This is a genomic window from Akkermansia sp. GGCC_0220 (assembly GCF_017566105.1).
Lineage (GTDB): Bacteria > Verrucomicrobiota > Verrucomicrobiia > Verrucomicrobiales > Akkermansiaceae > Akkermansia > Akkermansia massiliensis.
Map to the genome: position 1 here is coordinate 82,595 of NZ_JABFCI010000008.1, position 20,076 is coordinate 102,670.

General features: G+C 58.6%; 17 protein-coding genes. 12 read left to right on the top strand and 5 right to left on the bottom strand.

Annotated elements, in window-relative coordinates:
- The first annotated feature begins 476 nt into the window (after positions 1 to 476).
- The 4 genes from HJW02_RS07595 (at position 477) to HJW02_RS07610 (ending at position 5,746) form a co-directional block, all read left to right on the top strand.
- Positions 477 to 1,694: a DUF2254 domain-containing protein gene (locus tag HJW02_RS07595; protein WP_180970917.1), complete on the top strand. Its 1,218-nt coding sequence runs from the start codon at positions 477 to 479 to the stop codon at positions 1,692 to 1,694.
- A gap of 460 nt (positions 1,695 to 2,154) precedes the next feature.
- Complete coding sequence (locus tag HJW02_RS07600) at positions 2,155 to 3,372, top strand: sialate O-acetylesterase (protein WP_180970916.1); 1,218 nt, start codon at positions 2,155 to 2,157, stop codon at positions 3,370 to 3,372.
- Between the two features lie 166 nt (positions 3,373 to 3,538).
- Complete coding sequence (locus HJW02_RS07605; protein WP_180970915.1) at positions 3,539 to 4,738, top strand: sialidase family protein; 1,200 nt, start codon at positions 3,539 to 3,541, stop codon at positions 4,736 to 4,738.
- Between the two features lie 672 nt (positions 4,739 to 5,410).
- A complete protein-coding gene (locus HJW02_RS07610) occupies positions 5,411 to 5,746 on the top strand; it encodes a multidrug efflux SMR transporter (protein WP_102722146.1) in 336 nt (111 codons plus the stop codon).
- Between the two features lie 69 nt (positions 5,747 to 5,815).
- On the opposite strand, the gene HJW02_RS07615 is transcribed toward HJW02_RS07610, so the two are convergent.
- Positions 5,816 to 7,750 carry an NAD(+) synthase gene (locus HJW02_RS07615; protein ID WP_102722147.1) on the bottom strand — a complete coding sequence of 645 codons (1,935 nt, stop codon included), beginning with the start codon at positions 7,748 to 7,750 and terminating at the stop codon, positions 5,816 to 5,818.
- Between the two features lie 331 nt (positions 7,751 to 8,081).
- Here HJW02_RS07615 and HJW02_RS07620 point away from each other — a divergent pair, with 331 nt between their 5' ends.
- Positions 8,082 to 8,831, top strand: a complete 750-nt coding sequence (locus HJW02_RS07620; RefSeq protein WP_102722148.1) for a class I SAM-dependent methyltransferase — start codon at positions 8,082 to 8,084, stop codon at positions 8,829 to 8,831.
- A gap of 174 nt (positions 8,832 to 9,005) precedes the next feature.
- On the opposite strand, the gene HJW02_RS07625 is transcribed toward HJW02_RS07620, so the two are convergent.
- On the bottom strand, positions 9,006 to 9,197 hold the full coding sequence (locus HJW02_RS07625; RefSeq protein WP_146018113.1) for a hypothetical protein: 192 nt from the start codon (positions 9,195 to 9,197) through the stop codon (positions 9,006 to 9,008).
- Between the two features lie 224 nt (positions 9,198 to 9,421).
- Here HJW02_RS07625 and HJW02_RS07630 point away from each other — a divergent pair, with 224 nt between their 5' ends.
- On the top strand, positions 9,422 to 10,168 hold the full coding sequence (locus HJW02_RS07630) for a protein phosphatase 2C domain-containing protein (protein WP_180970914.1): 747 nt from the start codon (positions 9,422 to 9,424) through the stop codon (positions 10,166 to 10,168).
- Positions 10,169 to 10,318: 150 nt separating this feature from the next.
- Here the strand turns inward: HJW02_RS07630 and carB are convergent, their stop codons facing one another.
- A complete protein-coding gene (gene carB / locus HJW02_RS07635) occupies positions 10,319 to 13,513 on the bottom strand; it encodes a carbamoyl-phosphate synthase large subunit (RefSeq protein WP_102722151.1) in 3,195 nt (1,064 codons plus the stop codon).
- 256 nt (positions 13,514 to 13,769) lie between these two features.
- Here carB and HJW02_RS07640 point away from each other — a divergent pair, with 256 nt between their 5' ends.
- Positions 13,770 to 14,579, top strand: a complete 810-nt coding sequence (locus HJW02_RS07640; protein ID WP_102733088.1) for a hypothetical protein — start codon at positions 13,770 to 13,772, stop codon at positions 14,577 to 14,579.
- 12 nt (positions 14,580 to 14,591) lie between these two features.
- Entirely contained in the window at positions 14,592 to 15,110 is a 519-nt protein-coding gene (locus HJW02_RS07645) for a DNA-deoxyinosine glycosylase (RefSeq protein WP_102722154.1), read from the top strand.
- An 11-nt stretch (positions 15,111 to 15,121) separates the two neighbouring features.
- Here the strand turns inward: HJW02_RS07645 and HJW02_RS07650 are convergent, their stop codons facing one another.
- Together HJW02_RS07650 and HJW02_RS07655 are read right to left on the bottom strand one after the other, a co-directional pair.
- Positions 15,122 to 16,213 carry an ankyrin repeat domain-containing protein gene (locus tag HJW02_RS07650; RefSeq protein ID WP_102722155.1) on the bottom strand — a complete coding sequence of 364 codons (1,092 nt, stop codon included), beginning with the start codon at positions 16,211 to 16,213 and terminating at the stop codon, positions 15,122 to 15,124.
- A 31-nt stretch (positions 16,214 to 16,244) separates the two neighbouring features.
- Positions 16,245 to 17,213: a hypothetical protein gene (locus HJW02_RS07655; RefSeq protein WP_180970912.1), complete on the bottom strand. Its 969-nt coding sequence runs from the start codon at positions 17,211 to 17,213 to the stop codon at positions 16,245 to 16,247.
- An 87-nt stretch (positions 17,214 to 17,300) separates the two neighbouring features.
- Between HJW02_RS07655 and hisI the strand changes: the two genes are divergently transcribed.
- The 4 genes from hisI to rsmI all read left to right on the top strand — a co-directional run bounded on the left by hisI (position 17,301) and on the right by rsmI (position 20,072).
- Positions 17,301 to 17,792, top strand: a complete 492-nt coding sequence (hisI, locus tag HJW02_RS07660; RefSeq protein WP_102722157.1) for a phosphoribosyl-AMP cyclohydrolase — start codon at positions 17,301 to 17,303, stop codon at positions 17,790 to 17,792.
- A 64-nt stretch (positions 17,793 to 17,856) separates the two neighbouring features.
- A complete protein-coding gene (locus HJW02_RS07665) occupies positions 17,857 to 18,807 on the top strand; it encodes a tetratricopeptide repeat protein (RefSeq protein WP_102722158.1) in 951 nt (316 codons plus the stop codon).
- Positions 18,808 to 18,825: 18 nt separating this feature from the next.
- The gene (gene lptE / locus HJW02_RS07670; RefSeq protein ID WP_102722159.1) at positions 18,826 to 19,341 is read left to right on the top strand and encodes an LPS assembly lipoprotein LptE; all 516 of its coding nucleotides are present in this window, start codon (positions 18,826 to 18,828) and stop codon (positions 19,339 to 19,341) included.
- A gap of 29 nt (positions 19,342 to 19,370) precedes the next feature.
- Positions 19,371 to 20,072, top strand: coding sequence for a 16S rRNA (cytidine(1402)-2'-O)-methyltransferase (rsmI, locus tag HJW02_RS07675; RefSeq protein WP_022397658.1), 702 nt, complete (start codon positions 19,371 to 19,373; stop codon positions 20,070 to 20,072).
- Positions 20,073 to 20,076 lie beyond the last annotated feature (4 nt).

Here is a 20,076-nt window from a genome sequence, read left to right on the forward strand (position 1 = left end):
ACAGCATGTTGTTGTTCAGGATGAGGGCTGCCTGATCGAGGCGTTTCTCCATGTAGAGAAAGCGGAGGCAACGGATCCATAGGTTTCTATGAGCATTTACAGGTAGATTCTGCCTGTGTTTTTGGGGTTGCCCGCACAGAGAGAGTCCGGCACAGCCGGGAACCTTGCTTTCCACAGCCATTCCTTGAAGCAAAGTCGCTCTTTTCGGAAGGATGGGAGCTGTTTTGAGTTGCTTGACTTGAGCGAACTCCTTTTCCAGTTTCAGAAACCATTTCCTGCGGTTTCCCGGGTGCAGGTTTCTACTTCGAGAGGCATTAAAGTTATAGAAATGATCGGCTTCTCACCCTCCTTTAAGAGTCTTATTCTTGAACGGAGAGGCTTCGATACTGTTTTAACAGGAGAGTAGCCTCCAACCGTTTTTCCAATTCCAGCTTCTGATGAAAGGGTCCTTCATTTTTCAAATCAGGTTATTGTTTTTGAGGGCTAACAAGCTTCTTTGGGTCAAGGCTACCTATTTTGCGCTGCTGGCTATTGTTACGGCTATTGCCTCCATTTACCTGGGCGAGTTTGTTCCGTTTGATATTTTCCAAAAGATCGGGGCCGATACGGTCGATACGATTTTGAATATCCTGGCTTCAAGCATGCTGGCGGTTACGACTTTTTCCTTAACCACGGTTGTTTCCGCTTATGCGGCGGCGACGTCGAGCGTAACGCCCAGGGCCACGAAACTGCTGATGGAGGATTCCACAGCCCAGAATGCTCTTTCCACGTTCATCGGTTCCTTCATTTTCAGTCTGATTGCGATTATTTTCCTGAATTCCGGCATGTATGACCAGCGGGGAAGGGTGGTGCTGTTTGTTGTCACCCTGGGGGTGATTGCCATTATTCTGGTTACGCTCATCCGGTGGATTGAGCATTTGTCCAGGCTTGGCCGGGTGGGAGAGACTTCGGAGCTGGTGGAGGGAGTAACGGAGAGAGCATTGCTGGAACGCGCCCGGGAGCCCTATCTGGGGGCCAATCCCCTGGTTGACAGGGAGCTTGATATTCCGGAAAATGCCGTTCCCGTCAGGAGTGATCAGACAGGCAATATTCAATATATTGATATTGAAAAGCTGGACCATCTTTCCAGGGATAGAGATCTTGATCTTTACGTCGTCTCGCTCCCGGGGGATTTCGTGTCCGTTACCTCGGTTCTGGTTTATGCTGACAAGCCTGTGTCAAATGAAACCCGGCGTGATTTGCTTGGAGCGTTTATCATCGGCCATGAGCGCAATTTTGAACAGGACCCCAGGTTTGGATTGTGCGTGCTTGCCGAGATTGCTGCCAGGGCCCTGTCTGCGGCCGTCAATGATTACGGAACGGGTATTGATATTATTAACCGGGGCGTGCGGCTGCTGACGAAGTATGCCCAGGAAGAACGCCGTCCCGGCGTGAAGCACGAGAGGATATGGGTTCCTCCGTTGACCGTCTCCAATTTGTTTTCGGATATTTTCAGCCCTATTCTGCGCGACGAAGGAGGGATTATGGCGATTGACATCAAGTTGTTGAAGGCTTTTGCCGCATTGCATGGCCTGGATAACGGGCAGTTCAAGGAGGAAGCCCGCAAGTATTCCCGCCAATGCTATGAACATGCATCCAGAACGGTAGTGCTGGATGAAGATAAGGAAGTCCTGAAAAAACTGGTCATTGATTAGCTTGCTTGTCTTCACGGTGAAGAAGAGGGGTTTTAGAGGTCCAGGTATGGTTGAATGGGCTGAATCTTATTAACGGTCCACAGTTTCCCGGATGGACCAGGTTGCAAAAAGGCGTTATTTTCCGGGAGAATCCATGGGAGAGAAATCATCATGGTAAAACGGATGGTTGCCCGGAATTTCCATGTTCATCAATGGGGCAGCTACGGGCGTCATGTCTGTTGAATGATATTCAACATTTTCATGTGTAGTGTTTTTGGGCAGGAGGAAGTTTCATTCATTCCCCGGTTATTTTCTTCAGCATGTTGAATTTTCGATAGGTACCGGACCGTACATGACCATGATTCAGCGTATTGTCATGAAGGTAAGCACATGTTTTAGTACCGGAGTTCTTTTTTGCCTGTTGATGGCTGGCAGTCCTTATGGTTTGGCGGAGAAACCCGTTTTAACGGACTGGAATTACTTGCCGTCCTACGGACAGTCGCTTTCCGTAGGATGGACGGCCAAGCCGGTGGTGACGACGGAGCAGAAGAACGGCAATTTGATGTTCAAGGGCGGTGTTCGTCCTTTTGAGGGCAGCAATGACCGGAGCGCCGTGATTCCCCTGGTAGAAGGCATTTCTCCGGACGGCGCCAGGGGAGAGACGCCCGTTTCAGGCGCTGCCGGGAATTTCATGCGCCTGCTGAAGAAGCGCGCCTCCGGTAAGGCATCCAAAGCCCGCTTCCTGTGCTCTGCCGACGGCGTGGGAGGTGTCAGCATCGGTGTTCTTTCCAAAGGCAACGCCCCCTATCAGCGTATTCTGGATGATTTGACAGCGGGGCGCGAGCTCGCCTCCAAGGCCGGCAAGTCATTTTCCATGCCTTGTTTCCTGTGGACGCAGGGGGAAACCGACCAGCAGGACAGGAAAACCGGGGAATGGTACAAGGAGAAGATGCGCGCGCTGATTCAGGATATTAACGCGGACGCCAAGGCCGTTACCGGACAAAAGAATGACGTGCTGTGCTTTGGATACCAGGTTGCCTCCCATCTCAATTATTTTGCCCAGAATCCGACGGATTATCCCGCGATTGCCGTGGCCCAGCTGGATTTGGCTCTGGAAAAGGACAGCCGGTACATCATGACTACGCCCATGTACCATTTTTCCTATAGCGACGGGGTGCATTTGACCGCTCCCATGTCCCGGCTTTACGGGGAGTATGCCGGATACGTCATGTACAAGGTGCTGGTGGAGGGCGTGCATTGGAAGCCCATCCATCCTGTCGCCCATGCAGTTGGCAGGAAGGGGCAGGATTGGACGGTAGACGTGAAGTTTTTCGTGCCTGTGCCTCCGCTGGCGCTGGATACCAAGACGATCCTTGATCCGGGCAATTACGGCTTTTCCCTGGTGAACGGGCTGGGCGAACCTCTGGAGATCAAGTCCGTCACGCTGAACGGCAGAGACGCCGTCCGCATCATAATGTCGTCCGACCCTTCCGGCTGTCATCTCCGGTACGGAATGACCTTGAAGGAGAAGCTTCCTTCCGGCCCGCGCACCGGGGCGCGCGGATGCCTCCGGGATTCCCAGGGCGAGAAGGTGAAGACCCGGATTCAGGACGTCGTTTACCGCATGGACAATTGGTGTCCGTTTTTCGACTATCCCCTGGATTCCCGGAATGGGATGAACAAGACGAAGTCCAGGTAGATTTTCATGTGACTGCCAGATTTTTTTGGTTTCTCACTCCTTCAGCATGGTTTATCCATTCCTTTGGAGAGAGTCAGAGTTTCTGCTCTGGTCTTAGGATGGTACGGCATGGATTGCGGTTGTAGAGCCCTTCGGAACAAGATAAAGTCCAGTAATGATGAATACCATGTTCAAGTTTTTGATGGGTGCGGTGTGCGCCGCAGTTCTGCCCGCCTTCGGGCAGGGAGAGAAGACGGATTTTCCCACGGACAAGGCGGTGACCGTATTCAGCGCCGGGGAAGGGAACCCTTATGCGTCCATCCGCATTCCCGCCTTGCTCAATATCGGGAAGGGGCAGCTTCTGGCGTTTGCCGAAGGCCGGTATAAGAATACCGATCAGGGGGAGAACGACATTATCATGAGCGTCAGCAAGAATGGCGGAAAAACCTGGTCACGCCCCCGGGCGATCGCCAAGTCGCATGGGGCCACCTTTAATAATCCGTGCCCGGTTTATGATGCCAAGACCAGGACCGTAACCGTCGTATTCCAGCGTTATCCCGCAGGAGTCAAGGAACGGCAGCCCAATATTCCCCAGGGTTGGGATGACGAGAAGTGCATCCGCAATTTCATGATCCAGAGCAGGAATGGCGGTTCCTCCTGGACGAAGCCGGAGGATATCACGAAGACGACCAAGCGCCCCACCGGCGTGGACATCATGGCTTCCGGCCCGAATGCGGGAACCCAGTTGAAGAGCGGCCCCCACAAAGGGCGCCTGGTGATTCCGATGAATGAAGGGCCGTTCGGCAAATGGGTGATTTCCTGCATTTACAGTGATGACGGCGGCAAAAGCTGGAAGCAGGGCCAGCCGACCGCCAATATGAAGGGCCTGGTGAATGAAACGTCCATCGCGGAGACTGATAACGGAGGCGTGGTCATGGTCGCCCGCCACTGGGGCGGAGGCAATTGCCGCCGCATCGTGTGGTCACAGGACGGCGGCGCGACATGGGGTGAAGTGGAAGATGCTCCGGAATTGTTTTGCGACAGCACGCAGAATTCCCTGATGACTTATTCTCTGACGGACCAGCCTGCCTTTGGCGGCAAGAGCCGCCTCCTGTTTTCCGGCCCCAGTGCCGGACGGCGCATCAAGGGGCAGGTGGCGATGAGCTATGACAACGGCAAAACCTGGCCGGTGAAAAAACTGTTGGGAGAAGGAGGTTTTGCCTATTCCAGCCTCGCCATGGTGGAACCCGGTGTCGTGGGGGTGCTTTATGAGGAAAACCAGCCGAATATCAAGAAGCTGAAGTTTGTTCCCATTACGATTGAGTGGCTGACCGACGGAAAGGATACGGGGCTGCCTTCCGGCAAGAAACCCCCCGTGGCTAAATAAGTTTTATGGGGAGGATGGATTATTTCATCCTCTATTTTAAGGTAGTGGCTAGTTTGAATTTGCCATACAGTAGTTCAAATTATTGTTTAATATCAAAGCCTGGATGGGTATCAGAGGTTTTCATGATCTAGTGGTTCATTCAATAACCCTCATATAAAGGACGTAACAAAAAAGATTTTGTCGGATATTTTCTTCTCTGTCGAATTCTTCATGAATTCGAGGATTGAAATATATGTGGGCTTTTGATAGCCGACGAGTGAGCATGGTGCAGGTTTTACCTGCACCATGCTGTTCGTTCAAATATAGTTTAATGCTTTCAATGGCATTGTATTTATGATGATGGTATCTCTCTCCGGTTGTTAATCATTAGGACCATTAGTTGGAAGATTTCAGAGTATAGCCATGTCTTGTGGTATTATTGTAGAGAACTTGATAGGAAAATGCCTGCGTCCACCCTCAAAAAGAATGAAAGAGAATTAAAGAATGTCGTTTACATATATCGAAATCTCTCGTTTTCTCATAGGAATATCCATTTGATGTATGACAGGGTGCGGATGGTTTGTCGGCTTGATTCCGGGGAGAACGCAGTTACCCTGCAAGGCATCCGTTGCCCTTGGAGCTCTTCCCATTCGGGAAGGCCGGTGGACGGAAGATGATTCCCCATTTCAATATATGTCCTGGATTTATCTGGTGTTGGCCGGTCTCTGTGAGATCGGATGGCCTCTGGGTTTCAAGCTTTCCCAGGCGCCCGGCACGGGTTCCGGCAGATTTGCCGCCTGCATCGCCTGTTCCGTGCTCAGCATGGCCCTGAGCGGTTTTCTTCTGTGGCTGGCCCAGCGCAGCATTCCCATCGGCACCGCTTATGCGGTGTGGACGGGCATCGGCGCGCTGGGAACGTTTCTGGTGGGCATCCTGTGGTTCGGGGATTCCTCCAATGTCTGGCGCATGCTGGCGGCCACCTTCCTGCTGATAGGCATCATCGGCTTGAAACTGGCTCCCGGGCATTGAGCTTCCCTGTAGGGCAATTCATGCCGGGGCGCCGGAGAAGGTCAGCGTGCAGCAGCCCTCCGGAAGGGTTCAACGGTGGGAAATATCTTTTTCCCACACTGTTCCGCAGGCGTCGGAAGGCATGCGCCAGTCTCCTCGCGGAGAAAGGGCAATGGTGCCTACCTTGGGGCCGTCCGGCATGCAGCTGCGCTTGAATTGCTGCCGGAAGAAGCGGCGGATGAAGATGCCCAGGCAGCGGCGGATGAAGTCCGGCTGGAATTCGCCGCGGAAGGCGTGCTCCGCCAGATACAGGATTTTGTCCGGCTCTGCCCCGTATTTGATGAAGTGGAAGAGGAAAAAATCGTGCAGGTCGTAAGGCCCCAGCACGTCTTCCGTACGTTGTTCAATGGAGCCGTCGCCTGACGGAGGCAGAAGTTCCGGGCTGACGGGGGTATTGTTGATGTCCGCGAGGGTGGCGGCCAGTTCCGGGGACGATTCTCCGGCGATGTGTTCAATGAGGCACCGTATCAGCGTCTTCGGAATGGAGCAGTTGACCGCGTACATGGACATGTGGTCTCCATTGTAGGTGCTCCATCCCAGGGCGATTTCCGACAGGTCTCCCGTTCCCACGACCAGCCCCCCGGTTTTGTTGGCCAGGTCCATCAGGATTTGCGTGCGTTCGCGGGCCTGGACGTTTTCATAGGTAGTGGTGCGTTCGGCGGGGTCGTGCCCGATGTCGCCGAAGTGCCGGAGGCAGCATTCGGAAATGGGGATTTCCCGGAGTTCCGCGCCCAGAAGGCGGCACATGGTTAAGGCATTGTCGTGGGTTCTGTCCGTGGTGCCGAAGCCCGGCATCGTGACGGCCAGAATGTCGGAGGCGGGGCGTTTCAACGCCCGGCAGGCGCGCTCGCAAATAAGCAGGGCCAGCGTGGAGTCCAGACCGCCGGAGATGCCGATGACAAGCCGCCGTGCATCGGTGTGCTCCATTCTTTTAGCCAGTCCCGCTGTCTGGATGGCGATGATTTCTTCGCACCGTTCCGGGCGGTGTGCGGGGGAGGGTAGAAATGGCCGCGCCGGATTAAAGGCGTATTCCAGACCGGGGGAGGCGGGAACTTCCGCCGGCAGCGTCAGATGAAGGGCATTTCCAGTGAGAGAAAGGGATTTGCTGTCATTGAAGGAGCTTTCGGAGAGGCGCGCCGCCGCCAGCCGTTCAAAGTCCACGTCCGCAAGGATGAGGGAGCTTTCCCTGCCGAACCGTTCGCCTTCCGCCGCCAGCCTGCCATTGTCCGCAATGAGGGAATGGCCGCCGAATACGGTGTCCGTGGTGGATTCATGCACGCCTGCGGAGGAAAGGACATAGGCGCAAAGGCACCTGCCGCTCTGCTGCTTGACCAGTTCCCTCCTGTACGCGGCCTTGCCCGTGAGTTCCGTTCCCGCGGAGGGGTTGAATATGGCCCTGGCTCCCTGAAGGGCCAGTCCGGAGCTGGGGGGAATGACGCTCCACAGGTCTTCGCATATTTCCACGCCGAAGCTGAAGGAGGAGGCTGCATCGTGGAAGATGATTTCCGTTCCGAACGGAATATATGCCCCATTGACTTTGGCCTCCTTCGTCCCTGTTCCCAGCTCCCTGCCGGAGGTAAACTGCCGCTTTTCGTAGAATTCCCGGTAGTTGGGGAGCACGGTTTTGGGGACCAGTGCCAGCACTCTGCCGGACTGGATGACCGCCGCCGTGTTGTACAGGGCATCTTCATGCAGGAAGGGCAGGCCCGCCACGGCAATGGTGCCTGAGCCTTCCGTGGCTTCCGCAAAGCGGCGCAGGCCGTCCAGGGCCGCCTCCCGCAGGCGCGGCTGGAAGAAGAGGTCTCCGCAGGAGTAGCCCGTGATGCTCATCTCCGGAAAGACGACGGCAGCAGCTTTCTGTTCCGCAGCCTTCCGGAATCCGTCCATGAGCTGGTCGACGTTGTAATCCACATCAGCCACGCGGAGCTGGGGGACGGCGGAGGCAAGTCTGTAATATCCGAACATGGGCGGCGCAGTCTGGAAAATGGAGCCCGCAGATGGTCGTTTTCCCGTAATCAGGACGCAATCCGGGAGAAGCGGGCCTGATCCGGATACTAAAAGCTCGTGAAAGACTTGTAAAGCCATCAGTGGGGACTGCATCCCGCCCGTCTGCCGGGAGGATGAGGAAGCGGCAGGAAAAGGTATTCCACCCGGCTGCCTTCAACGGGCCGGGCGGCGGGAGCGGCTCTTATGCCTTTTTCCTGAAATCCCGCGGTGCGGCGGTTTTTCATGCTCCGGGAACAGCATTGAAGCTGGAAAAACGGGAGAAAAGGAGTAAACCATCTCACAAAGCCCGATGAATAATACTGACCGATTTACCGGAAAAGCCGGGGCCTACGTTCAGGGCAGGCCCGGTTATCCCGCCGCCGTTGTTGAGCTTCTGACGCGGGAAACCCGCCGGGAGAATCCCCGAATGGCGGATATAGGTTCCGGAACAGGCATCCTGTCCCGCGCCATGCTGGAGCATGGCTGGACCGTGTACGGCGTGGAGCCTAACGATGACATGCGGAGGGAGGCGGAGAAGGTGCTGAAGGGTTTCCACCGCTTCCATTCCGTGCCGGGAACGGCGGAGCATACCCTGCTTCCCGGCGCTTCCGTGGACCTGGTAACGGCGGCGCAGGCGTTCCACTGGTTTAACGCCGCTGCGTTCAAGCGGGAATGCCGCCGTATTCTGGCCGCGGAGGGCAGAATAGCCCTGATCTGGAATTCCAGGGTGGAAGACGGCCCCATTGTCCGGGAGGAAGGGAACATCCATCGTCTTTACTGCCCGCGTTTTTATGGATTCAGCGGGGGCCTGGCCGACTTGACGGATAGAATCGGCGAGTTTTTCGACCACCGCTTCCGGGTATTCCGCTTTCCGAATGATTTGTCCTATACGCGGGACCAGTATCTCCGCCGCATGATGTCCGCCTCCTATGCCCTGACGGAAAAGGATGAGGGCCATTCCCCCTGGCTGGACGCCCTTAACGGGCTGTTTGACCGGTTTGAAACGGGAGGCCGTGTTACGGTTCCGAATGAAACCGTGGTGTATTTAGGGGCCTGCTGAGGACGCACCGTTCATGCACTGCATCCGGAAAAGGATGTTCACGCGTTCCTTTGCCGGTTGTTTCCTTGGCCTCCATCCAGTGCGATGTTCTTCCGGCAAAAGCCCGGAACCGCAACGGCCCTTCTGCCGGAATATCCCGGAAATGTCCGGCAATGAAAAAAGGAAAGCTTTCTTTCAGTTCATGGATTGAAAGATGATGGCGGCAAGGACGGCGATGATTGCCAGAACAACAATGATGGTGGGAATATAGCGGGTTTTGTTCACGTCAAGAGTCCACTCCCTGTTGAGGCGGGAAAGATTCTCCCCTGCCGCGTAGCGGGAGAAAAGGTCATGAAGCTGGGAGTAATCCAGGGCTTTGGGAGCCATGTAAAGTTCCCTGTTCTTCCCGTTGACGAACGAGATTTCGCGATACGTGTCGTCCGGATTTCTACGGCCCCGCATTGATATTTGCTTTTCCGACTCCGGAAAAATCATCCCGGGATGCAGACATGGCTTCTTCTCTCACGTTATTCTTGCTTTATCCCGGCGGGCCTGCCGTGCTATGATAGCTCACCGCCATGACGCAGCAGCCTTTTTCCCAAGAACCTTTTATGGTTTCCGGATTGCATGGGGACCAGATTCTGGGCGCCCGCAGCAATCAGCAGGATTCCTTTTCCATCCTGGCCGGGGATGACGCCCTGGTGCTGGTCCTGGCGGACGGCATGGGGGGCTATACCGGAGGGGAGCTGGCCAGCCGCGCGGCTATAGAAGGTTTTTCCCAGGCGTTTGAGCGGGAAAACCGGTCTCCCGGCAAGAGGATGAAAGACGCAGTGACCGCCGCCAATGAACAGGTGCGTACGGTCCGGAAGAAGAGGGGGAAGGATGACGAGATGGGGACGACGCTGGTAGCGGCCTGGATAGGGCCGGAAGGGCTGCGCTGGGTCAGCGTGGGAGATTCCCTTCTGCTGCTCATCCGGGAGGAAAAAATGTTTCTGCTTAACGACCTGCACCAGTATTCCGCGGAGCTGGAACGCATGGCGGATGAAGGTTCCATCAGCCGGGAGGAGGCCTTGAGCCATCCTTCCCGCCATTCCCTGACCTCCGCCCTGATGGGGAGGGAAGTGCCTTTGGTGGATCTGCGGGAAGAGTGCTTCCCTCTGGTTCCCGGGGACCGCCTTCTGGTCGCCAGCGACGGAGTGGGGCCTTATCTGGACTCCCTGGGCCCGGCGGGGATGCGGTACTTGTCCATGCTGTCCGCGGAGGAATTGGTGCGGTCCGTGCTGGAAGGCATCAACCGTGACGGCGCGCCCAACCAGGATAACGCCACGCTGATCTGTGCGGAAATAGCGGAAGCGTGATTCTCCGGAGGCGGTGTGGCTGAAAAGGGGCCGGAAACAGGCGCTGGTTGAATTTCACATCCCTCCTCCGGCCCGGACGGATAATTAAATGCCCCGCATGCAGGAGACGCATGCGGGGCATTCCTTTTAAATGGCTGGAGCCATCCGCGTTCAGGAATGATATTCCTGGAGGGAGCGGGGGGATACCTTCACATGCTGGGCGGAACGGATGCCCTCCACCGTGGCTCTGGCGGCGGCGATGGTGGTCATGTACGGAATCTTCTTCTGGATGGACTGCATGCGGATGAAGGAGTCGTCAATCATGCTGGTGCGGTCCACCGGAGTATTGATGATCAGGTCAATCTGCTTGTTGGTGATCATGTCGCCCAGGTTCGGGCGCCCTTCATGCAGCTTGTTGACCACTTCCGTTTCCACGCCCTGGCTGCGCAGGTATTCCGCGGTGCCTCCGGTGGAGACGATCTTGAAGCCCAGGGAGATGAGGTCCCGGGCGATGGATTCAATGAACTTCTTGTCGCGGTCGGAAACGGTGACGAGCACCTTGCCGGAGGTGGGCAGGATGCAGCCTGCGGCTTCCTGGGCCTTGTAGTAGGCCATGCCGAAGTTGTCCGCAATGCCCATGACTTCACCCGTGGCGCGCATTTCCGGTCCCAGGACGGGGTCCACTTCCGGGAACATGTTGAACGGGAAGACGGCTTCCTTCACGCCGATGAAGCGGCAGGCGCGCGGCTTCAGCCCCAGGTCCTTGAGCTTCTTGCCCAGCATGATTTCCGTGGCGTGGCGCGCCATGGAAATGCCCGTCACCTTGGAGACGATGGGCACCGTGCGGGAGGCGCGGGGGTTGGCTTCAATGATGTACACCTCGTCATCGCAGATGGCGAACTGCACGTTCAGGATGCCCTTCACCTGGAAATCCTTGGCGATCTTGGCGGCGTGTTCCTCAATGGTGCGGACGTGCTTGGGGGCGATCGTCACGGGAGGAATGGCGCAGGCGGAGTCTCCGGAATGGATGCCCGCCAGTTCAATGTGTTCCATGACCGTGGCTACAAAGGTATCCGTGCCGTCGGCCAGCGCGTCCACTTCCGCTTCAATGGCGTTGTCCAGGAAGCGGTCGATCAGCATGGGGTATTCCGGGCTGACTTGGATGGCCTCCACGCCGTAGCGCTTCAGGTTTTCTTCATCGTAAATGACTTCCATGCCTCGGCCGCCCAGCACGAAGGAGGGGCGCACCATCACCGGGTAGCCGATCCGGCGGCCCAGTTCCACGGCTTCTTCCAGGGAGCGGGCGGTGCCGCTTTCCGGCTGGCGGATGTTCAGGGCGATCATGCGTTCGCGGAAATATTCTCGGTCTTCCGCCAGGCGGATGCCTTCCGGCTGGGTGCCCATGATCTTCACGCCGGCGTCCTTGAGGGCCTGGGCGATGTTGAGCGGGGTCTGGCCGCCGAACTGGACGATGACGCCTTCCGGCTTTTCCTTCTCGTAAATAGCCAGCACGTCTTCCACGGTCACGGGTTCAAAGTACAGCTTGTTGGCCGTGTCAAAGTCCGTGGAGACCGTTTCCGGGTTGCAGTTCACCATGATGGATTCATACCCGTTGTCCCGCAGGGTGAAGGCGGCGTGCACGCAGGTGTAGTCGAACTCGATGCCCTGGCCGATGCGGTTGGGACCGCCGCCCAGGATCATGATCTTCTTCTTGTCGTTCACGGGCACTTCATCCTTCGCGCCGCTGTAGGTGGAATAGTAGTATTCCGCGTGTTCTACGCCGCTGACGGGCACGATGCGGTAGGTGGCCGTGATGCCGTTTTCCTGGCGGCGGGTGCGGACGGCCTTTTCAGGCACGTCGAAAATCTGGGCCAGGTATTTGTCGGAGAAGCCCATCTTCTTGGCCTGGCGCAGGGTTTCCGCGGGAAGGGAATTCCAGGCCTGCCCGTCCAGGGAGAAGTCAAAGTCCGCAAGCTCCTTCATTTGTTCAATGAAGTAGGGAGTGATGCGGGTCAGCTTCACGATTTCCTCCACGGTCACGCCGCGGCGCAGGAGTTCGTAAATCTGGAAGAAGCGTTCGCTGTTGCCGTACGTGATCTTTTCACGCAGTTCCGGCGTAGTGAGGGCTTCCAGCTTCTTCACGCGGCCCAGGCCGGCGCGGCCGATTTCCAGGGAGCGCACGGCCTTCTGGAAGGCTTCCTTGAAGTTCTGGCCGATGCTCATCACTTCACCCACGGCCTTCATCTGGGTGCCCAGCTTGTCGGAGGCCTTCGGGAACTTTTCAAAGGCCCAGCGGGCGAATTTGACGACTACGTAGTCGCCGTAAGGCTCGTATTTTTCCAGGGAACCCTTGCGCCAGTAGGGCAGCTCGTCCATCGTGATGCCGGAAGCCAGCTTGGTGGATACGGAGGCGATGGGGAAGCCAGTGGCCTTGGAGGCCAGGGCGGAGGAGCGGGACGTGCGGGGATTGATTTCAATGACGATGATGCGGTTGTCCTCCCGATTGTGCGCGAACTGCACGTTCGTGCCGCCCGTGACGCCGATGGCGTCCAGAATGCGGTAGGAGTAGTCCTGAAGCCTGTCCTGCACGTCCTGCGGAACGGTCAGCATGGGGGCCACGCAGAAGCTGTCCCCGGTGTGCACGCCCATGGGGTCCACGTTTTCAATAAAGCAGACGGTGATCTTCTGGCCCTTGGCGTCGCGCACGACTTCCAGTTCCAGTTCTTCCCAGCCCAGCACGCATTCCTCCACCAGCACCTGGTTGATCAGGGAGGCGGCCAGGCCGCGAGGGACGATCTGGCGCAGTTCCTCCACGTTGTACACGATGCCGCCGCCCGTGCCGCCCATGGTGTAGGCGGGGCGGAGCACGACGGGGTAGCCCAGCTCGGCGGCCACCTTCTCCGCTTCCTCCACGGTATAGACGGGTTCGGACTTGGCCACCGGCACGCCGATCTTGTCCATGGTTTCCTTGAAAATGATGCGGTCTTCACCGCGGGCGATGGCTTCCAGGTCCACGCCGATGACTTCCACGTTGTACTGCTTCAGGATGCCTTCCTCATTCAGCTTGGAGGCCAGGTTCAGGGCCGTCTGGCCGCCGAGGTTGGGCAGCAGGGCATCCGGGCGTTCCTTTTCAATCACGGCCGTGATGCGGTCCACGGTCAGGGGCTCAATGTAGGTGTGGTCCGCCATGCCGGGGTCCGTCATGATGGTGGCGGGGTTGGAGTTCACCAGAACGACGTCGTAGCCTTCAGCGCGCAGGGCCTTGCAGGCCTGGGTGCCGGAGTAGTCGAACTCGCAGGCCTGGCCGATGATGATGGGGCCTGAGCCGATGATGAGGATTTTGCGGATGTCTTCGCGTTTTGCCATGGTATGATGCCTCTATGTGGTCCGTGGTGGTTAAAAATAAATACCGGAAACAAGGTCCGCCCAAGGTGCGTTGCCTCTCCGCTCCGCATACCCGGCGCGTGACCTGACGCACAGTAAGGGACGTTCTGCGATAAGTCCAGACAAAACAACAGGAATTCCGGGGAAAAGGCTATGGCCTTTTTCCCTTTCCGTACAGCGTTGCGCGCGCAATCCGCCCTTGATATTTTTCGCCGCCCGTATACCCTGTGGGACAAGGATGAGGAATGCCCTGATATTGATTTGCTGCCTTGGGCTGCTGTGGCCGGCAGCCGTGACGGCGGCGGAACGCGCCCCCGCGGGCCGGGGTGCGGCCATGACTCCGGGTGAGGCCGCATGGTACCAGTCCCTGCGCGCCGGACTTTCCCAATTCCGGACTGGCGGAGGCTACAAAACCAACAGGGAGGCCATGGAAGCCCTGGCGCAGAAAACCTGCCGCTGGGACCCCCGCACGCGCCGTCCCGTCTTCCTTCTCCGGGAGGCCACCCCTTCCTTCTGCTCCTCCGCCTGCTACCTGCTCCTTTTAAAATCCCTGCAATTATGGGACGCCGCCCAGCCGCAGCCCGTTATTTCCGAGCGTGCTTGGCTGGCCCTCATTCCCCGCCTGGGCCAGCATGACGGCGAAGGGCCGTGGGGCTGGGCGAACGCCAACGGTCCCGGCCTGGCCGTGCTGGTGCACAGGCTGGGAGCCGGCGTCAACTTTGAAGACTGGCGGAAGGCCCGTCCCGGAGACTTCATGAAAATATTCTGGACGGACCACATCGGCCGCCGGGAATCCGGACACCTGACCGTTCTGGTGAAGGACGGCGGGGACACGGTCACCTTCTGGTCCTCCAACATGCCGGACGGCTACGGAGCCAAGACAGTGCCCAAATCCCAAATCAGGCGCGTCATCTTCACGCGCATCACCAGGCCGGAGCGGTTCAATCTGGCCCCCGCGGTGGGAAGCCATCCGTGGCTCTCCTCCCTGCTCCGGCAGGAGGTGGGTATCAAGGAGGTGCGCAGATACTCCGGCATGCAGAACCCCTGACCTCCTCCCGCCGTGAAGAAATGCTCCTTCCCTCCCTCCGTCACGCCGGAATGCTCCGTGCTGGTGCTCGGCTCCCTGCCGGGAGACGAATCCCTGCGGCAGGCCCAGTATTACGCCCATCCCCGCAACGCCTTCTGGAACATCATGGGAACCCTGCTGGGTTTTGACCCCTCCTTGCCGTATGGGGAACGCCTGTCCCTGCTCAACCGGGGCGGGGTGGGGCTGTGGGACGTGGTGGCCTCCGGCGTCAGGCCCGGCAGCCTGGACCAGCACATCTCCCAGGAACAGCCCAATGACATTGCCGCCCTGCTGGAATGTTTCCCCGGCATCGGCACCGTCTGCTGCAACGGCACCGCCTCCCATAAATACCTCAAGCGGTATTTTCCGGAACTATTCCTCCGGGAAACCCCTGCCATCATCCAGATGCCCTCCACCAGCCCGGCGGCGGCGCGGCTGACGTATGAGCAGAAATTCCGCGCCTATGAGGAAGTCATCCTCTCCCGACTCCGGCAGGGAGGGGAAAAAGGCTGAGCTTCCGCGCCTTACTTGCCGTCTAATTCCCTGGAGGTTTTGGCCCCCGCTTCTTTCAGGATGCGCGCCAGGCTGCTCTTTCCGGTGGCGATGGCGCGGTCCAGGGGAGTGGCCCCGCCCCTGGCGCGGAAATTCACGTCCGCCTTGTGCTCAATCAACAATTTGGCGGCGGCGTTTATGGAATTTTCCTGAAGGCCGGAAACGTCCGCGAGCACCCACAGGGCTGTTTCCGAATTGGCCGGCTTGTAATGGCCTAGCCGCGGCTTGCCGTTGGGTTTATTGGGGTCCGCACCGTTTTCCAGCAGGAACCTGATACTCTCCTCATTCCCGTACCTGGCGGCGGAAATCAGCAGGGTTTTGCCGTCGTTGCACACGTAATCCGGGTCCGCCCCGTGCTCCAGCAGATAGGCTGCCTGCGGAGCTCTGGGATTGAAATAATGCCTGGAAAGAAGGGAGGAAGAGGCGTTTTTATACTCGTCGGACCGGCCTATTTCCAGATTGACGTCCGCCCCGTTGGCAATCAGGAGGTCCGCCAATTCAAAAAACTGCATGTCCAGCGCCAGGGCCAGCGCGCAGGAATTATCCCCCCTGATGCCCTCCCCCTGGTAATTCACGTCCGCCCCGGCGCGGATGAAAGCGCTGACTTTGGAAAGCTCCGGCTTTGTTCCCTCTTCCGGCAGCTTGTCATACTTCCTCTTGCCGTTGATGGTGACAGAGGTGGTTGTGCTCTCCCGAGCGGGCCTGTAATCCTTCAGCTTGTACAGGTATTCATACAATTCCAGCCCCTTCTTCTCCCGGGTGGCGCGGTCGGCGGAAGGGTCCACGGGCAGCGGAGCCTTTTTGGGAATCAGGCGCAGGGAGCGTTCCGCCGTGCGGTGCCCCTGCCTGGCCGCCTTGGAAAACCAGAATTTGGCCTGGGAGGGACTGCGCTTGACGCCGTCTCCTTTCAGGAAGCAGAGGCCCAGACGGTACTGGGATTCCGCATTCCCTTCCTTTGCTTCCAGGTAGATGCGCCTCCCTTCTTCCGGGGTGACGGCGCGGACGGCGGGCGAACAGCCGAGGAAGACGGCGGCTGACAACAGCAGACGGGAGTAGTAGGTCATAATGGGGTAGGGGAGGTGAGGGAGTCTTCATTCAGGAAGACCCGACGGCGGCCAGCAGGTGGACGTCCAGCGCCAGGGCTTCATGAATGTTGAAATTCAAATCGTCGCGGAGCCTGTTGAGGGCTTCCATGCGCTTCAGCAATTCGTTCACGGGCATCTGTGCGGACAGCGTGCGCACCTCCGGATGAATCGGCGTGACCTCCGGAGCGCCGGAGGCGATCAGGGCCGCCTGGCCGAACCAGCTGATGAGCAATTCCAGGGCCTGGTTGCGCTGTTCCAGGTATTCCGTCTCTATCTGGGCGGTGTTCGCGTCCTTGTTGCGGGACTCCCAGTCGGAGGTATCCGTGCCCTGGGCGGCTTCCTTCGCTTCATCCTTCAGGGCCTGGTTCAGGTTTTTGGTGATGGCGGCCTTGGCCTCCGTCATGACGTCCACGAACTTGCTGCGGAAGGCCAGCGCGGCCAGGTCATTGTCCAGATTGCGGCAGGTCTCCAGCCAGTGGGGCAGCAGGGCCTCCTGGATGGGGGTGAGCCTGAACTCCGCGGATTGCAGCAGGTTGACGCGCACGCAACGGGAAATAATGGTCTGGAGAAGCTGGTCCGGCTGGGAGGTGGACAGAATGAGCAGGCACTGGCTGGGCGGCTCCTCCAGGGTTTTCAGGAAGGCGTTGGCGGCCTCGTCATTCATGCGCTCCGCATCCATGAACACGGCTATCTTCCATTTTCCCTCCGCCGCGCGCTGCTGGAGGAAAGGTTCCACCGCGCGGATGTCATCCCGCAGGATGCGGCGCGACTTGGACTTGGGGCGCACCAGGCGGCAATACTCGTCCCGCACGCCGTCCAGGTGGTCCGCCCGGATGCCGTTCATCAGCTCCAGCAATTGAAGGATCAGGCGGGAGGCTCCCTGGTGCTCGTCTCCCACAATGAGCAGGGCATGGGGAAGCCGGTTGCGGGAGAAGGCGGTGCGGAGCAGGTCGAACGCTTGGGATGCCGTGAATGCCATACGCTCCCTATGAAAACATTTCGTTGCGTCAGGGCAACAGAAAAGATTGGTATATGTCGGATATTTCATGTACTAAGGGGGCCGGTTATGGAACAAAACGACATCTCATCCCGGATTGTCTTTGCCGACCGCGGCAAGGTGAATGTGGAAAAAGGCGTGGAATTCGCCCCCAAATTTGACCAGAACGGCCTGATTCCGGCCCTCGCCATGGACCACGTTACCCATGAACCGCTGATGCTGGCCTACATGAACGCGGAATCCCTGCGCATGACCATGGAGCTGGGGGAAGCCGTTTACTACTCCCGCAGCCGCCAGGAAATCTGGCACAAGGGCGCGACCAGCGGCCACGTGCAGAAAGTGAAGCAAATCCTGATTGACTGTGACCAGGATGCCCTGATCGTGCTGGTGGACCAGTGCGGCGCCGGAGCCTGCCACACCGGGCACCACTCCTGCTTCTACCGTTCCGTGCCCTTCGGCGACGAGCTGAAGGCCCAGCCCCAGGGGGAACCCGTCACGCTGCGTGAAGCGGACGGCGGCGTCGTTTTTGATGCTGAAGCCGTATACGGCAAGGGACACTAACTCTTTTTTGCGCGTCAATCTGCGTTCACCGGGTTGACGCGCCCTCTTTTTCTGCTGTAAAGTCATGAATGTGAAAAAGCTGCTTGTCATGATGGCCGCCGTCTCCGGAACGCTGGTGCTGTGCCAGTGCTCTTCGGAAGCGCCCCCGCCCCCTGGAACCGTCCGCATGGTGGACCAGCAGGCGATTGCCTTGATGCAGGAAGCCAGGGCGAAGGAAGCGAAAAACGACCTCTCCGGCGCGATCAAGAAATACAGGCGCGTGGTGGAAAAGCACCCTCTTTCCAGGGAGGCGCCGCAGGCCCGGTTCAGGATGGCGGAACTCTATGAGGCCCGCAAGGAACCCGCGGATGCGTTTGACCAGTACCAGAAGCTCATTGACCGCCACCCGGACAGCCCCCTGTACAAACAGGCCATGGCACGGCAGAAGGAAATGGCCTTCGGCGCGGCGAGCGGCGCGTTGACCAACCGCGTACTGTGGATGTTTGACGTCCGGATGGACCCCAAGAACGTTACGGAATGGCTGAACCACGTGCGTGACAACGCCCCGTACGCCCCTACCGCCCCGCAGGCAATGAACGTGCTGGGCAGCTACCTGGCCGCCCGCGGCCAGATGAAGGAGGCCATTGAGGCGTATCAGAACTTGGTGGACAACCATCCGCACTCTCCGCTGGCCCCCACGGCCCAGCTCCAGATAGCCACCCTGTACCGCCAGGCCGCCGCGGACGGCGACCGCAACCACGTCAATGTGGCCCGCGCACAGGAAGCGTATGAAGACTACCTCCAGCGCTACCCCAACAGCGCCCGCGCCGGAGCCGCCCGTTCCGACCTGGCCGCCATGAAGCGTGAGCTGGTGGCCCAGCAGCTGGAAGTGGCGGAATACTACCTGACCAAGATGAAAGACACCGATGCGGCCATCTTCTGCTACCAGGAAGTGGCCTCCAAGGGCAGCGTCAATCCCGCCGCCGCCGCCAAGGCGAAGGCACGCCTGAAAAAACTGGGCGTCACCAGCAGATAACAGGAACTCTACGTCCGCATGAACCGTATCCGGATCGTCTTCAAACTTCTTCTGCCCGTTCTGTGCCTGCTGGCCGGTTCCTGCGGCTACCAGCTCGGCGGCACCAAGCCGCCCAAGCTGGAATTTGCGCAGACCGTCAAGGTGTGCCTCTTTGCCAACAACTCCCTGGAACCCCGCGCCGCCACGCTGGTGACCGGCGCGCTGGCGGATGAACTGCAGCGGGACGGCACCTACCGGCTCAGCACCGGTGCGGATGCGGATATCCGGGTGGAAGGAGAAGTGTACTCCATCACCTTCGACCAGTTGCGTTCCAGCCGGGAAGACACCTACAAAAGTACGGAGCTGGGCCTGCGCCTGGCCGTCAAGTACCGGGTGGTGGACGCCAGGACGCAGAAAGTCCTGTATGCCAGCTCTGCGGAGGAAGTGGGCCAATTCTTTGACCTGGGCAACATCCAGACGGCCCGAACCAACGCCCTCTCCTATGCGGCGCGGCTGGTAGCCACCTCCATTGCGGAAACCCTCACCAACGGCTAGACCTGTCCGGCTCCGGAAAATTTGTGCTTATGGCGGAAGTGGAATACAGCGTTTACTTCGTTCCGGTGCCGATCGGCAACCGGGCGGACGTCACCCTGCGGGCGCTGGACGTGCTGCGCAAGGTGGACGTCATTGCGTGTGAAGACACCCGCCATTCCGGGCTTCTGCTCTCCCACTATGAAATCCGCAAGCCCCTGATGAGCATGCACGACCACAACGAGCAATCCCGCGCCGGGGAAATTGCCGCCCGTGCCGCCGGCGGGGAAAGCTTTGCCGTGATCAGTGATGCGGGCATGCCGGGCGTGAGTGATCCGGGCTACCGCCTCATTCAGACGCTCAAGGAAAAGGAAGTAAGCTTCACCGTGCTTCCCGGACCGTCTGCCGTGGTGACGGCCCTGGTGGGGTCCGGACTGCCTACGGACGCTTTCTTCTTCGGCGGCTTTCTGCCCGTCAAATCCGGCAGGAAGGGCTCCATGCTCCAGGCGGCGGTGGAAGCTTCCCATACCAGTATCTTTTATGAATCACCCCACCGCATCGTCAAAACCGTGCAGGCGCTGGCGGCGCTGGACCCGGACGTTCCCGTCTGCGTAGCCAGGGAACTGACCAAAACCTTTGAAACCTACCACCGCGGCCCGGCTTCCCGGCTGGCGGCGGAATTTGCGGAACGTGCCCCCAAGGGGGAAATCGTGCTGCTGGTGGGCGGCGTAAATGCGCCGCGGGCCGTCAATTAATGAG